The sequence below is a fragment of the uncultured Pseudosulfitobacter sp. genome (genome assembly GCF_963976325.1).
Classification (GTDB): domain Bacteria; phylum Pseudomonadota; class Alphaproteobacteria; order Rhodobacterales; family Rhodobacteraceae; genus Pseudosulfitobacter.
This window is the reverse complement of the sequence record NZ_CAXBJW010000010.1, coordinates 81152-96008: the sequence shown is the minus strand read 5'-3', so window position 1 is coordinate 96008 and position 14857 is coordinate 81152. Positions and strand designations below refer to the sequence as shown.

The 14857-nt window shown below is 61.4% G+C and carries 14 protein-coding genes; 11 read left to right on the top strand and 3 right to left on the bottom strand.

The genetic code is table 11. The annotated features are described in order from the left end of the window. The 3 genes from AAC077_RS17265 to AAC077_RS17255 all read right to left on the bottom strand — a co-directional run. On the bottom strand, positions 1-520 hold a 520-nt coding region (locus AAC077_RS17265; protein ID WP_339772166.1), incomplete at its 3' end, for a response regulator. Positions 521-787: 267 nt separating this feature from the next. Continuing rightward, positions 788-1765 carry a response regulator gene (locus AAC077_RS17260; RefSeq protein ID WP_339772164.1) on the bottom strand — a complete coding sequence of 326 codons (978 nt, stop codon included), beginning with the start codon at positions 1763-1765 and terminating at the stop codon, positions 788-790. 203 nt (positions 1766-1968) lie between these two features. Further along, entirely contained in the window at positions 1969-2727 is a 759-nt protein-coding gene (locus AAC077_RS17255; RefSeq protein ID WP_339772161.1) for a DeoR/GlpR family DNA-binding transcription regulator, read from the bottom strand. Between the two features lie 219 nt (positions 2728-2946). On the opposite strand from AAC077_RS17255, the gene glpD reads away from it, so the two are divergent. The 11 genes from glpD (at position 2947) to AAC077_RS17200 (ending at position 14849) form a co-directional block, all read left to right on the top strand. Further along, positions 2947-4527 carry a glycerol-3-phosphate dehydrogenase gene (gene glpD, locus AAC077_RS17250; protein ID WP_339772159.1) on the top strand — a complete coding sequence of 527 codons (1581 nt, stop codon included), beginning with the start codon at positions 2947-2949 and terminating at the stop codon, positions 4525-4527. 9 nt (positions 4528-4536) lie between these two features. Beyond that, positions 4537-5625, top strand: coding sequence for an ABC transporter ATP-binding protein (locus tag AAC077_RS17245; protein ID WP_339772156.1), 1089 nt, complete (start codon positions 4537-4539; stop codon positions 5623-5625). Between the two features lie 3 nt (positions 5626-5628). Then, the gene (locus AAC077_RS17240) at positions 5629-6705 is read left to right on the top strand and encodes an ABC transporter ATP-binding protein (protein WP_339772153.1); all 1077 of its coding nucleotides are present in this window, start codon (positions 5629-5631) and stop codon (positions 6703-6705) included. Beyond that, complete coding sequence (locus AAC077_RS17235; RefSeq protein WP_339772150.1) at positions 6705-7574, top strand: sugar ABC transporter permease; 870 nt, start codon at positions 6705-6707, stop codon at positions 7572-7574. Before AAC077_RS17240 ends, AAC077_RS17235 begins: the two co-directional genes overlap by 1 nt. Before the next feature lie 3 nt (positions 7575-7577). Next, on the top strand, positions 7578-8447 hold the full coding sequence (locus AAC077_RS17230) for a carbohydrate ABC transporter permease (RefSeq protein ID WP_339772148.1): 870 nt from the start codon (positions 7578-7580) through the stop codon (positions 8445-8447). A 16-nt stretch (positions 8448-8463) separates the two neighbouring features. Then, positions 8464-8736 (top strand): DUF2160 domain-containing protein, encoded by a 273-nt coding sequence (locus tag AAC077_RS17225; protein ID WP_114295121.1) that lies wholly within the window; start codon positions 8464-8466, stop codon positions 8734-8736. Between the two features lie 69 nt (positions 8737-8805). Then, complete coding sequence (locus AAC077_RS17220; RefSeq protein WP_339772137.1) at positions 8806-10527, top strand: ABC transporter substrate-binding protein; 1722 nt, start codon at positions 8806-8808, stop codon at positions 10525-10527. Between the two features lie 75 nt (positions 10528-10602). Further along, complete coding sequence (glpK, locus tag AAC077_RS17215; protein WP_339772134.1) at positions 10603-12090, top strand: glycerol kinase GlpK; 1488 nt, start codon at positions 10603-10605, stop codon at positions 12088-12090. Between the two features lie 4 nt (positions 12091-12094). Then, the gene (locus AAC077_RS17210; RefSeq protein WP_339772132.1) at positions 12095-13204 is read left to right on the top strand and encodes an iron-containing alcohol dehydrogenase; all 1110 of its coding nucleotides are present in this window, start codon (positions 12095-12097) and stop codon (positions 13202-13204) included. Then, positions 13201-14058, top strand: coding sequence for a sugar ABC transporter permease (locus AAC077_RS17205; protein WP_339772129.1), 858 nt, complete (start codon positions 13201-13203; stop codon positions 14056-14058). The genes AAC077_RS17210 and AAC077_RS17205 overlap by 4 nt, the downstream gene beginning before the upstream one ends. Continuing rightward, the gene (locus AAC077_RS17200; RefSeq protein WP_339772126.1) at positions 14055-14849 is read left to right on the top strand and encodes a carbohydrate ABC transporter permease; all 795 of its coding nucleotides are present in this window, start codon (positions 14055-14057) and stop codon (positions 14847-14849) included. Before AAC077_RS17205 ends, AAC077_RS17200 begins: the two co-directional genes overlap by 4 nt. The last annotated feature ends 8 nt before the right edge of the window (positions 14850-14857 follow it).

The following is a 14857-nucleotide window of genomic DNA, read 5'->3' as shown; positions in this document are numbered from 1 at the left end:
GGGCCACGTAGTTTTCCATCGCGATAAAGTCGATCACGTTGTCCACGTCATAGACAGACAGCGGCTCGTGCAGCTCCAGCATCTGCGGCGCGGCGGCGGCGGTCTTGGCCGCGAAAATCTTCTTGGTGCGCAACTGGCGCGTCTGGGCCATCTTCTCGACCATGCCCACGCGCACGCGCAGCTCGTTCACTTCGAACGGCTTGGTCACATAGTCGGTGGCACCCGCCTTGAATGCGGCGTCGATATAGCGCTTGTCGGACATCGCAGTGACCATCAGCACCGGCGTGTCCGCATAACGGGCGATGTCGCGGATGTGGGTCAGCAGTTCGACGCCGTCCATTTGGGGCATCTGGATGTCCAGCATGAAACACTCGAACGGAACGCATCCGGGTGTCTTTAGAATCTCCAGCGCCTGCGCGCCGGATTCGGCTGTTGTCAGCTCGTGCTCTCCAATAGCCGCAACAAACTGCGTCAACAGTTCGAGAATGATGGGATCATCGTCCACAGCTAAAATACGCACTGAAAGTCTCCATTTCTGCTTTTTGCGCCAAATCAAGTGTCTGGCGCCCTTATGACAACCCTACGGGGAAAGATGGCATCAATTGGGCATTTGGCGAAACAATTGGAATTTTTTACAAAAACTGTCGCGGTGCGGCGTTTCAATCTACACGCACAGGGCGCAACGCGGGGGCGCGGCACCCGTCAGGACAGAAAAATGTGAACGCGGCGGCAAGGGCACTGTGCCACAAGCCGCCGCATTGATCGTTCATGGGCACCGGGGCCGGTATCAGTCGCGCGAATCCACGTAGTTTTCGAACTTGGCGAACAGGTTGCTTTCCTCTTCCTCCACGCTTTCCTCGAAGGGGGCGGCCTTGATGCTGCTCTCGCGCAGTTTTTCGCTGGCCGACATGCCGGACCAATACCGCTGGTTGCCAACCGACCCGATCCGCACCTTGGGCGGCGTGGGCATCTGGCTGGTTTCTTCGTCCCAGTTCCGCTTGAGATCTTCGGTCATGTCGCGGCGCAGCTTGTTCAGGTCCAGCCGGCGGCGGCCGATGGTCAACCCCAGGAACCGGCCCGATCCGACATAGGCCACGTGCGCAGCAAAGCCGTTCAATGAATCCAGCGTGATTTCAGCCAACTGTTCGATCGCGTTGCGGAACGCAGGGGCCGACACGTTGGCATGTGCGGCTTTCATACCCTGGGCTTCGATGCTGAACAGGTTCATCGCATAGCAGCCGGTTTGCAGCCGCAGCAGGTGGTTTTCCATCTGAAGCAGGTTCGACATGCCGGGCACGTCCAGCTTGAACGCCTCTTCAAAGCGCACTTTGACCAGCGCGGTCAGCTCGCCCAGCGTGTGCTGTGCCTCGCGTTCGCGCAACAGGCTGGCGTTCAGCAGGCCGGCGGAATTGATCCGCGCGCCCAATTCGACACCTTCCAGCGGCTTCGAGATATAGTCGGTCGCACCGGCAAAGAACGCACGTTGCATCAGACCGGCCTCGCGGCTGGCGGTCATCATCAGGATCGGGGTGCTGCGGTAAGCCGCGCAGGCGCGGATCATTTCGCACATTTCAATCCCGTCAACACCGGGCAGCATGATGTCGACCAGAAAGCAATCGAACAGACGCGGCGCTTCGCGCACGATATCCAGGGCGTCTTCGGCCGACGCGGCGCAGGTCAGTTTATAATTCTTTTCTTCGGTCAGACTGCCACGCAGCAGGTCCAGGATGACAGGATCATCATCTACGGCAAGAATATGCATCATCGGTTTCGTTCCCCATTTACGTTTCCACCATAAGCGGCGGTCGATCTGCTCTAAGTTGTTAACAAAAGGTCAGGGAAACGGGGCATTTTTGAGACGTCTTAACGGAAAAACCGTGGTAAATAAGGCTTCTCTTGGTTTCAAACTGCCAAAATGGGCGGCAGGCCGCTCAACCACAGACTGAAATGTGGCGACTTTGTGGTTTGTTACGCGTACAACACCCTAGTCCCGGCAGTTTCGCAGAAACGGGTGCAGGCAGGCGACAGGGGCCGGTCGGTGATGAACATATCGACCTGCGCCATAGACGCGATACGGGCAGGGGCCTTGCGTTCGAACTTGGACCCGTCGGCCACCAGAAACACCTCTTCGGAATGGGCGATGATGGTTTTGCTCACGCCCACCTCTTGAATGTCAAAGTCCATCAGATCGCCCGTGTCGCGCAGCGCCGAGCAACTGATAACGGCATAGTCGAACTGGAACTGGCGGATCGTCTGGGTGGCCAGATCACCGACCAGCCCGCCGTCGGACCGGCGCAGGTTGCCGCCCGTCACCACCACCTCGATGCTGGGGCTTTGGGACAGGATCATGGCAATGTTGATGTTATTGGTGACCACCAGCAGCCCCTGATGATGCAGCAGTTCGGCGGCGACCGCTTCGGTCGTGGTGCCGATGTTCAGGAACACCGAACAGTCGTTCGGGATCTGCTTGGCACAGACACGGGCAATGTCCACCTTAGCCGCCTGGTTCAGCGCGCGGCGTTCGCTGTATCCGATGTTGGTGGTCGTCGAAGGCAGCACAGCGCCCCCGTGAACCCGCTCAAGCTTGCCTGAATCCGCAAGCTCGGTCAGGTCACGGCGGATGGTTTGCGGGGCCACGCCAAAATGGTCCACCAGCCCGTCAACCGTCACCCGGCCTTCGCGGCGGGCGATCTTGATGATCTCGGGTTTGCGCAAAGATTGACTCATTCTGCCTCCCATCCGGTCACGATTCGACGCCTGTGACCTGCGCTATTGTGCGGTTCGCAGCGCATGATTGTAAATTGACATGCATTTCCGCTCGGAATCCAGTGTAAATTCAGCCTCTTGGCGGAAAACGCGCAAAAACGAACATTTTTATCTTCCAAACGCGCGTGAATTTTGTACGCTGTGTCCCAAGCGGCGGAAACGTCGCAGGGGAGGCTTTTGATGAAACCGGACTGTGACCTGCTGATTATCGGCGGCGGCATCAATGGATGTGGCATCGCACGCGACGCCGCGGGCCGGGGCCTGTCGGTCTGCCTGGCCGAGATGAACGACATCGGCTCGGCCACCTCTGCATCGTCGACCAAGCTGTTCCACGGCGGTCTGCGCTATCTGGAGTATTTTGAACTGCGGCTGGTCCGCGAAGCGCTGATCGAACGCGAGGTGCTGCTGCGCGCGATGCCGCATATCTCGTGGCCCATGCGGTTCGTGCTGCCCCATCACCGGTCAATGCGCTTTGACATGACCACGCCCACGTCGAAACTGCTGAACGTGGTGATGCCGTGGATGCGCGGGCGGCGGCCTGCCTGGCTGATCCGGTTGGGGCTGTTTTTGTACGACACTCTGGGCGGGCGCAAAATCCTGCCCGGCACCTCCAGGCTGGACCTGCGCAGCGCCCCCGAGGGGCGCGGGCTGAACCCGAAATTCGAAAAGGCGTTTGAATATTCCGACTGCTGGGTCGAGGATTCGCGTCTGGTGGTCCTGAACGCCCGCGACGCCGAAGCACGCGGCGCGCAGATCATGCCCCGCACCAAGGTAACAAGCGCCGAGGTGGTGGACGGCCTGTGGCACGTGACACTGCAAGAGGGCGACCAAAGCCGCACCATGACCGCCAAGATGGTGGTGAACGCCGCAGGCCCATGGGTTGGCGACGTGCTGCGCGGCACGCTGAAAAGCAATTCGCAAAGCGGCGTGCGTCTGGTGCGCGGCAGTCACATCGTGACCAAGCGGCTGTTTGATCACGACAAATGCTATTTCTTCCAGGGCACCGACGGGCGCATCATCTTTGCGATCCCCTACGAGACCGACTTTACCCTGATCGGCACCACCGACATGGACCATACCGACGCAGATGTGAAACCGCAGATCACGCCGGAAGAACAGTCGTACCTGATCGACTTTATCAACGGCTATCTGGCGAAACCGATTTCCGACGCCGATGTGGTCTGGACCTATTCGGGCGTGCGTCCCCTCTATGACGACGGCGCCAGCAGTGCCAGTGCGGCGACCCGCGACTATGTGATCAAGACCGACACCAGCCGCGGCGCGCCCGCGCTGAGCGTTTTTGGCGGCAAGATCACCACCTATCGCCGGCTGGCCGAAACCGCGCTGGAACAGATCGCGCATCATTTCGATGGCGTCGACAAGGTCTGGACCGCAGGCGTGCCGCTGCCAGGGGGTGATTTCCCGGTGGACGGGGTCGACGCATTGGTGGCCGGTCTGAAACGCGACTTTCCCTTCCTGACCGACCGCTGGGCGCTGCGGCTGGTGCGTGCTTACGGGACCGAAGCCGCGCAGATGCTGGACGGGGCCAAAACGCTGGCCGATCTGGGCACGGATTTCGGCGCGACGCTGACCGCGCGCGAGGTCACATGGCTGATGGACAAGGAATACGCGCGCACAGCGCAGGACGTGGTCTGGCGGCGCAGCAAGTTGGGCTTGCGGATGGATGCAGCGGAAATCGACCGCTTGCAGGGATGGATGAAAGACCACGCACAGCAGTCGAATGCTGCGGCGGCGGAATAGGGGGGCGACATGACGCTTGAGTTCAAAAACGTGTCCAAGGTGGTGAACGGCGATGTGCATATTCATCCCACCGACCTGACGCTTGAGCGTGGCACGATGAACGTGCTGCTGGGTCCGACGTCGTCGGGGAAAACCTCGCTGATGCGGCTGATGGCAGGGCTGGATGTGCCGACCGAGGGACGTCTGTTCTGGGAAGGTCAGGACGTGACCGGAATGCGCGTGCAGGATCGCAAGGTCGCGATGGTCTATCAGCAGTTCATCAACTACCCGTCGATGACCGTTTACGACAACATCGCCTCGCCCCTGCGTCTGATGGGCAAGTCCAAGGCCGAGATTGACACAGCCGTGAAACAGGCCGCCGACCTGATGCAGCTTGGGCCCTTCCTGAACCGCAAACCGCTGGAGTTGTCCGGCGGGCAACAACAGCGTTGCGCGCTGGCGCGGGCGCTGGTCAAGAACGCGGGGCTGGTGTTGCTGGACGAACCGTTGGCGAACCTCGATTACAAGCTGCGCGAGGAATTGCGCGTCGAGATCCCCAAGATCTTCGAGGAATCCGGCGCGGTCTTTGTCTATGCCACGACAGAACCCGAAGAGGCACTGTTGCTGGGCGGCAATTGCGCGACCCTGTGGCAGGGCCGCGTGACCCAGTTCGGCCCGACACCGCGGGTCTATCGCCAGCCGGTCGATGCGACCACGGCGCGGGTGTTCAGCGATCCGCCGATGAACTTCATGACCATCAGCAAGACCGGCGGCACCCTGATGTTCGGCAAAGGGCAAAGCGCCAAGGCCACCGGCCCGCTGGCCGATCTGGCCGACGGGCGCTATCTGGCGGGGTTCCGGCCCAACCATCTGGAGATTGCCCGCCACAAGGACGGCGCATTGCAGTTCGACGCCCGCGTGATCGTGACCGAGCTGACAGGGTCCGAAACCTTTGTTCACCTGAACCACCACGACGACACTTGGGTCGGACTGGTCCACGGGGTGCACGACCTGAAACCGGGGACGGCGCAATCGGTCTATCTGGACCCTGCGCATGTCTACATCTTTACCGAAGCGGGCGATCTGGTTGCCCCCGCTTCCTATGCATTGGCGGCTTGAGACATGGCAAAGATCACGCTCGACAATCTGGCACATTCCTACCTGCCAAACCCGAAATCCGAGGCCGACTTTGCGCTGAAGGAATTGAACCACGACTGGGCCGACGGCGAGGCCTATGCCCTGCTTGGTGCCTCGGGCTGCGGAAAATCCACGCTGCTGAACATCATCTCGGGCCTGCTGCACCCCAGCCAGGGGCGCATCCTGTTTGACGGCAAGGACGTGACCCAATCCAGCACCGCCGACCGCAACATCGCGCAGGTGTTTCAGTTTCCGGTCGTCTACGACACGATGACCGTGCACGACAATCTGGCCTTTCCGCTGCGCAACCGGGGCGAACCTGCGTCTTACGTGGCCGAACGGGTGCAGAAGATCGCGCAGATGATCGGCATGGAGGACGTGCTGAACAAACGCGCCCGTGGTCTGACAGCGGATGCCAAGCAAAAGATCAGCCTGGGCCGTGGCATGGTACGCGAGGACGTGAACGCGTTGCTGTTCGACGAACCGCTGACCGTGATCGACCCGCATATGAAATGGGAACTGCGCACACAGTTGAAATCGCTGCACCACGAATTCGGGCACACGATGATTTACGTGACCCACGACCAGACCGAGGCGCTGACATTTGCCGACAAGGTGGTGGTGATGCACGACGGTCGCGTGGTTCAGATCGGCACGCCGCAGGAACTGTTCGAGCGGCCCGAACATACATTCGTGGGCTATTTCATCGGCTCGCCCGGCATGAACCTGATCCCGGCGTCGGTCGAGGGCACGCAGGCCACGGTACACGGCGCGCAGGTCGCGCTGGGGCGGCATTATGGCGCGCTGAACGGTGACGTGAAGCTGGGCGTGCGCCCCGAATTCGTGACTCTGACCGATGGCGATGGCCTGCCGGTCAAAGTGCGCCGCGTCGAGGACGTAGGCCGCCACAAGATCATCCGCGCCGACCTCTTCGGAAACGAGATCAACATCGTCGCCGCCGAGGGCACCGAGGTTACGCCGGACATGACCCGCGTGGCCTTCGATACCGCGCAGGTCAACGTCTATGTCGACGACTGGCGCCAACAGGGGGAGGCCGCCTGATGAACAAGACCGTCAACCAAAAAGCATGGTTCCTGGTGCTGCCTGTGCTGCTGCTGGTCGCCTTTTCCGCCGTCATCCCGCTGATGACCGTTGTCAACTATTCGGTGCAGGACACCTTTGGCCAAAACCAGTTTTTCTGGGCGGGGCTGGAGTGGTTCGAGGAAATGCTGCATTCGGACCGCATGTGGAATGCGCTGGGGCGTCAGTTGATGTTTTCGGGGATCATTCTGGCCATTGAAATCCCGCTGGGCATATATGTGGCGCTGAACATGCCGAAATCCGGCTTCTGGTCCAGCTTCTGCCTTGTGCTGATGTCGCTGCCGCTGCTGATCCCGTGGAACGTGGTCGGCACCATCTGGCAAATCTTTGGCCGCGTCGACATTGGCCTGCTGGGCTATACGCTGGACAAGCTGGGCATTTCCTACAACTACACCCAAGACACCTTTGCCGCCTGGGCCACGGTGGTGGTGATGGATGTCTGGCACTGGACATCGCTGGTGGCGCTGCTCGCCTTTGCCGGGCTGAAATCCATCCCCGATGCCTATTACCAAGCCGCCAAGATTGATCAGGCCAGCCGCTGGGCCGTGTTCCGTTTCATCGAATTGCCCAAGATGGCGGGCGTTCTGATGATCGCCATTCTGCTGCGGTTCATGGACAGCTTCATGATTTATACCGAGCCGTTCGTGGTCACCGGCGGTGGTCCGGGCAACGCAACCACGCTGTTGTCGATTGATCTGGTCAAGATGGCGCTGGGTCAGTTCGACCTTGGACCTGCTGCCGCATTCTCGTTGATGTATTTTCTGGTGATCCTGCTGATCTCATGGGTGTTTTACACCGTGATGACGACGCTGGACAACAAGGAGGGATAAGGGATGACCGACGCCACCCAGCCTGACACATTGCCCGGCAACCTGACCGCAGGCGGCACCAAGCGCCGCTTGCATGTCAAAGGATCGGCCATCGTGATGGCGATCTACCTGCTGTTCCTGATGCTGCCGATCTACTGGCTGCTGAACATGAGCCTGAAAACCAACACCGAGATTCTGAACAGCTTTACCCTGTGGCCGCGCAACCTGACGCTGGACAACTATGCGACGATCCTGACCGATCCCGCGTGGTATATGGGATACGTCAATTCGCTGATCTACGTGGTGATGAACACCGTCATCAGCCTGGCGGTGGCGCTGCCTGCGGCCTATGCGTTCTCGCGCTACAGCTTCATGGGTGACAAACACCTGTTTTTCTGGCTGCTGACCAACCGCATGGCGCCGCCTGCCGTTTTCGCGCTGCCGTTCTTTCAGCTTTATTCCTCCGTGGGCCTGTTCGACACCCACATCGCCGTGGCACTGGCGCATTGCCTGTTCAACGTGCCGCTGGCGGTCTGGATCTTGGAAGGCTTCATGCGTGGCGTGCCCAAGGAAATTGATGAAACCGCCTATATCGACGGCTATAGCTTTGGCCGTTTCTTCATCAAGATCTTCATGCCCCTGATCGCCAGCGGCATCGGCGTCGCGGCGTTCTTCTGCTTCATGTTCTCGTGGGTCGAACTGCTGCTAAGCCGCACGCTGACCACGGTCGATGCAAAACCCATCGCGGCCATCATGACACGGACCCAAGGGGCCAGCGGCATCGACTGGGGTGTGCTGGCGGCGGCTGGCATCCTGACCGTCGTGCCGGGGGCCTTGGTCATCTATTTCGTGCGCAACTACATCGCCAAGGGCTTTGCCCTGGGCCGGGTTTAAGGAAAGGGGCCAACACATGGACTGGATGGCTTGGACATGGCCGACCGCGATCTTCTTTATGGTCATCGCGTCGCTGCTGGTCACCTTCACGGTGCTGGCGATCAAATTCCCCGAAACGCCGCGCCGTGGCGTGCTGGGAATGGAAACCACGCGCGGCGACCGTTTGTTTATCACGCTTCTGGGCAGTGCCTTTATCAACCTCGGCTGGCTGGGACTGGTTGGGGCGGCGCAGCCCTATGCGATGATTGTCTGTCTGATCTACGCCGCAGCGGTGTTTCGCTGGGTGTAAGAAGCGGCGCAGCGGCATGTGGGCCCCTGCGACGACATAAATATCCACATTCATAAGGGAGGAAACGTTATGAACATATCACTGAAATCCTCAACGGCGCTGGCCGTTGCGCTGGGACTGCTCAGCAGCCCGGCCTTTGCCGACATGGAGGCCGCCAAAGCGTTCCTCGATGCCGAGATCGGCGATGTCTCGACCCTGTCGCGCGCCGATCAGGAAGCCGAGATGCAGTTCTTTGTCGACGCAGCCAAGCCCTACGAGGGCATGGAGATCAAGGTCGTCTCGGAAACCATCACCACCCATGAATACGAAAGCCAGGTGCTGGCGCCTGCGTTCACCGCGATCACCGGTATCAAGGTCACCCACGACCTGATCGGCGAAGGCGACGTGGTCGAAAAGCTGCAAACACAGATGCAGTCGGGCGAAAACATCTATGACGCCTATATCAACGACAGCGACCTGATCGGCACCCACTGGCGGTACAAGCAGGTGCGCAACCTGACCGACTGGATGGCGAACGAAGGCGCGGACGTGACCCTGCCCACGCTGGATCTGGACGATTTCATCGGCACGTCTTTCACCACCGGCCCCGATGGCAAGCTGTACCAGCTTCCGACCCAGCAGTTCGCGAATCTTTATTGGTTCCGCTATGACTGGTTCAACGATGAAAAGAACATGGCCGATTTCAAAGAGAAATACGGCTATGATCTGGGCGTTCCGGTCAACTGGTCAGCCTATGAGGACATCGCGGAATTCTTCACAGGCCGCGACCTGAGCCACATGGACGTGACTGGCGAAGTCTTTGGCAACATGGACTACGGCAAGAAAGACCCCAGCCTGGGCTGGCGTTACACCGATGCGTGGATGTCGATGGCCGGCATGGGCGATGTGGGTGAACCCAACGGCCTGCCGGTCGATGAATGGGGCATTCGCGTCAACGAACAATCCCAACCGACCGGGTCGTGCGTGACACGCGGCGGGGCCACGAACAGCCCGGCTGCCGTCTATGCGGTGACCAAGGCAATCGAATGGCTGCAAAACTATTCGCCCCCTGCCGCCGCTGGCATGACATTCTCCGAAGCGGGGCCAATTCCCGCACAGGGCAACGTCGCGCAGCAAATGTTCTGGTACACGGCCTTTACCGCTGACACGGTGAAACCCGGCCTGCCCGTGATGAACGAAGACGGCACGCCCAAATGGCGCATGGCCCCTTCGCCCCACGGCGTCTATTGGAAAGAGGGCCAGAAGATCGGCTATCAGGACGCAGGCAGCTGGACGCTGATGGAATCGACCCCCGTGGACCGCGCACAGGCCGCATGGCTCTATGCACAGTTCGTGGTGTCGAAAACGGTTGATTTGAAAAAATCGGATGTGGGCCTGACCTTTATCCGTGAATCGACCATCGACAGCGAACATTTCACCGAACGCGCCCCGCGTCTGGGGGGTCTGGTGGAATTCTACCGCTCGCCCGCCCGTGTGGCATGGTCGCCCACTGGTACAAACGTGCCGGATTACCCCAAGCTGGCGCAATTGTGGTGGCAGAACATCGGCGACGCCATGTCCGGTGCGAAAACACCACAAGAGGCTCTGGACGCGCTGTGCGCCGATCAGGAACGCGTGCTTGAGCGTCTGGAACGTGCCGGCGTCCAAGGTGACCTTGGTCCCAAGCTGAACGAAGAAGAAAGCGCCGAATACTGGTTCGAACAGCCCGGTGCGCCCTATCCCAAGCTCGAGAACGAGGACGAAGAGCCGAAAACCGTCGCTTATGACGAGCTGATCAAATCCTGGGAATAAATCCAGATTTGCAAGAAACTGCGGGGGGCCTTGAACGGCCCCCCGTTTTGCCCTTTGATCCAGAGCGTGCGCCCCATGAAATACATCCTGTCGATCGACCAAGGCACCACATCCAGCCGTGCCATCCTGTTTGACGAAACCCTGAACCTTAAAGCGACGTCGCAAGAGGAGTTTCGCCAGATTTTCCCCAAATCCGGCTGGGTCGAACATGATCCCTCTGACCTGTGGAGCACCACCGCAGGCACCTGCCGCGCCGTGATCGAACGGGCAGGCATTGACGCGCAGGACATCATTTCCATTGGCATCACCAACCAGCGCGAAACCACCGTCGTGTGGGACAAGACCACCGGCAAGCCGGTCTATAACGCCATCGTCTGGCAGGACCGCCGCACCGCCGAGTTCTGCAAATCGCTGCGCGATGCGGGGCATGCCGACATGGTGGCCGACCGCACCGGTCTGCTGCTGGACCCGTATTTTTCCGCGACCAAGGTCAAATGGATTCTCGACAACGTCGACGGTGCGCGTGACGCCGCACAGGCGGGCGATCTGCTGTTCGGCACTGTCGATTGCTATCTGATCTGGAAGCTGACCGGCGGCAAGGTCCACGCCACCGATGCCACCAATGCCGCGCGCACCATGCTGTATGACATCCGCAAAGGGCGCTGGAGCCAGACCATCTGTGACCTGATGGGCGTGCCCATGTCGATGCTGCCGGACGTGCGCGACAGCGCCGCCGATTTCGGCACCACCCGCGCCGATCTGTTTGGCCGGCCGATCCCCATTCTGGGCGTGGCGGGCGACCAGCAGGCGGCGACCATCGGGCAGGCGTGTTTTGAACCCGGCATGATGAAATCAACCTATGGCACCGGCTGCTTTGCCTTGCTGAACACGGGCGACACGCCGGTGCGCTCGAACAACCGGTTGCTGACGACGATTGCCTATCAACTGGACGGCAAGCCGACCTATGCGCTGGAGGGGTCGATTTTTGTGGCCGGCGCCGTGGTGCAATGGCTGCGCGACGGGCTGAAGATCATCCGCGAGGCATCGCAGACGCAACCGCTGGCCGAAAACGCCGACCCCGCGCAGGACGTGATCCTGGTGCCCGCCTTCACCGGCCTTGGCGCGCCCTACTGGAACCCCGATTGCCGCGGCGCGATCTTTGGCCTGTCGCGCAATTCCGGACCCGAGGAACTGGCCAAGGCGGCGCTGGAAAGCGTGGGCTACCAGACCCGAGATTTGCTTGAGGCAATGCACGCCGACTGGACCGACGAGGGCGCGAAGAACGTGCTGCGCGTGGACGGCGGGATGAGCGCGTCGGACTGGGCGATGCAATTCCTGTCGGACATCATCGGTGCCCCCGTGGACCGGCCCAAGGTTCTGGAAACCACAGCTTTGGGCGCGGCATGGCTGGCGGGAATGCAGGCAGATGCGCTACCGGACCAAGAGACGTTCGGCAAACAGTGGGCGCTGGACCGGCAGTTCACGCCGAACATGGCCGACGACGCCCGTGCCGCGAAATATGCCAACTGGAAACGCGCCGTCGACAGCACGCTGCGGTATTGATGTGATGACACCCTTTGCCATCGACTGCCCGGTGCAAATTGCCTTTGGCGCGGGCAGTGTGGCGCGGTTGCCGGATCTGGTACAAGATCCGGTGGTTTTTGTACAAGGTGCCAGCGGGGTGGCCTCCGATCCTGTGTTGCAGATGCTGGGCGACGTGGCTTGCGTGATCCGCTGCACGGGCGAGCCGTCGGTGGACAGCATCAACACCGCGCTGGACGCGCTGAACGGGATTGCCGTCGGCACCGTCGTCGCTTGTGGCGGTGGCTCGGTGCTGGACACGGGCAAGGTGCTGGCGGTGCTGGCAGGGTCGGGCACACGGCTAAGCGATGATTTCTCCCGCATCACTCCCGCGCTGCTGGACCGTCGCACCGATGTGCGTCTGATCGCCCTGCCGACCACCGCAGGGACGGGGGCCGAGGTCACGCGCAACGCGGTGCTGGACGTGGCGACACTGGGCACCAAGCTGAGCATTCGTGGCCGCGCCCTGTTCCCCGATCACGCGCTGGTGGACCCGGACCTGATGGCCGGTGCGCCGCGTGCCGTCGCCCTGCACGCGGGACTGGACGCGGTGACGCAACTGATCGAGGCGCAGACATCGGCCGCCGCCACCCCTTTTACCCGGGCGCTCACGGCGCAGGCGCTGCCCGGCGCCCTGCGCGCGCTGCGTGACGTGGTGGCGGGCGACAGGGCAGGGTGGCCTGCGATGGCCTGGGCGTCGCTGGCCAGTGGCATGGCGCTGGCCAATGGCGGTCTGGGCGCGGCGCACGGGTTGGCGGCGGTGCTGGGCGCGCGGTTGGGCGCACCGCACGGGGCGCTGTGCGGGCGCTTGCTGGTGCCGGTGATGCGCGCCAATGCCGCCGCCGGAGCCGACAGCGTTGCCGACTGCGCAGCCGAAGTGGCCGCTGTTTTTGCCCCCGAAGGCGACGGCGACGCGCTGACGGGGCTGGCCGCGTGGATGACCGAACAGGGCCTGCCACGACTGGCCGACTATGGCGCAACCGATGCTATGTTGCCCGATCTGGCTGCCCAAGGCCGCGCCGCGTCGTCCAGCCAGAAGAACGCCGTGCCGCTGCCGGTGGACACATACGAAACCATCCTGCGCGAGGCGCTGTGACCCAACGCCCCGACAACCGCGCGTGGCTGCTGATGTTGCCCGCGATGTCGGTGCTGGGGATCGTCGGACTGGTGCCGCTGATCGCGGTGTTCAACTACGCCTTTTTCGACATTTTCACCCTGCAAAGCCGTTTCTGGGTGGGAACTGAATGGTTTGCCGAACTGGTCGGCACGCCGGACCTTTATGCCGCCCTTGGGCGCAGCCTGTTGTTCTCGACACTGGTTGTGCTGGTGCAGTTCCCGCTGGGCATCGCCATCGCCCTGATGATCCCGCGCGGACGGCTGGCGGGCAGCCTGGTGCTGATGCTGGTGGCGATCCCGCTGGTGGTGCCGTGGAACCTGATCCCGATGATCTGGCTGAATTTGTTGCACCCGACCTTTGGTGCCGTCGCACAGTTGTTCGACGCCATCGGGTTCGATTTCGACTATAAGTTCAACGCCGTTCACACCTATGCGCTGCTGGTCACGGTGGACACATGGCACTGGATCGGGCTGGTGGTGATCCTGACCTATTCCGGCCTGTCCGCGATCCCGCCGTCCTATTATCAGGCGGCCCGCATCGACGGCGCGTCGCGTGCACAGGTGTTCTGGCACATCCAGTTGCCCAAGATCCGGCCCGTTCTGCTGATGGCACTTTTGTTGCGGGTGATCGACAGCCTGATGATCTATGTCGAGGCCTTCGGCATCAACGCCGGCGGACCGATGGGGGCGACCGCGTTCCTGTCGCTGGAGCTGGGCGAGGAAATCAACGCCTTCAACTACGGGCCTGCCGCCGCGCGGTCGGTGCTGTATTTCCTGCTGGTGCTCAGCGTGGCGTGGCTGTTCCGTGTTGCCATGCAGCGTGAAACGCAATGACCGTGCGGGGCATTCTGCGCACGCTGGCCCTGCTGGCGCTGGCGGTGTTCATCATCGGGCCGCTGGTGCAGGCGATTGTCCTCAGCCTGACCGTGACCCTGCCGCATCCGGGGGTGACGCTGGGCGACTGGTCGCTGGTGAATTACCGCAATATCTTTGACAGCCCCGCGCTGGTGGCATCCCTGGGCAATTCGCTGACCTATGTCACGGCCAACGTGGTGCTGACCCTGGCCGTGGCGCTGCCTGCCGCCTATGCGCTGTCACGCTACCGCTTTGTCGGCGACCGGCATGTGTTCCTGTTGCTGCTGGCCTTTCGCATCACGCCGCCCGTGGTGCTGTCGCTGCCGATCTTCTTGCTGTTCGCGCGGCTGGGGCTGCTGAATTCCCCCTTTGGCATTGCGCTGGTGCATTGCCTGTTCAACATCCCCATCGCAATCTGGATCTTGGAAAGCTTCATCTCTGCCGTGCCCCGCGAATTTGATGAAACCGCGTTTCTGGACGGGCATTCGCTGCCCCGGTTCTTTGTCGGCCATCTGGTGCCGGTGATTGCGCCGGGGGTCGGCGTGGCCTGTTTTTTCTGTTTTATCTTCTCGTGGGTCGAGGTCGTCTTTGCCCGCATCCTGACGTCGACAGGGGGCAAGCCGATCACCATGGCGATTGACGCGCTGTTCACCTTCCAGACCGACATCGGGCTGGTGATGGCGATGATGGTGCTGTCACTGGTGCCGGCGGTCGCGCTGATCTGGTTCGTGCGCAATCACATCGCGCGGGGGTTCCAGCTGCGGGCCTGAACCCGCAG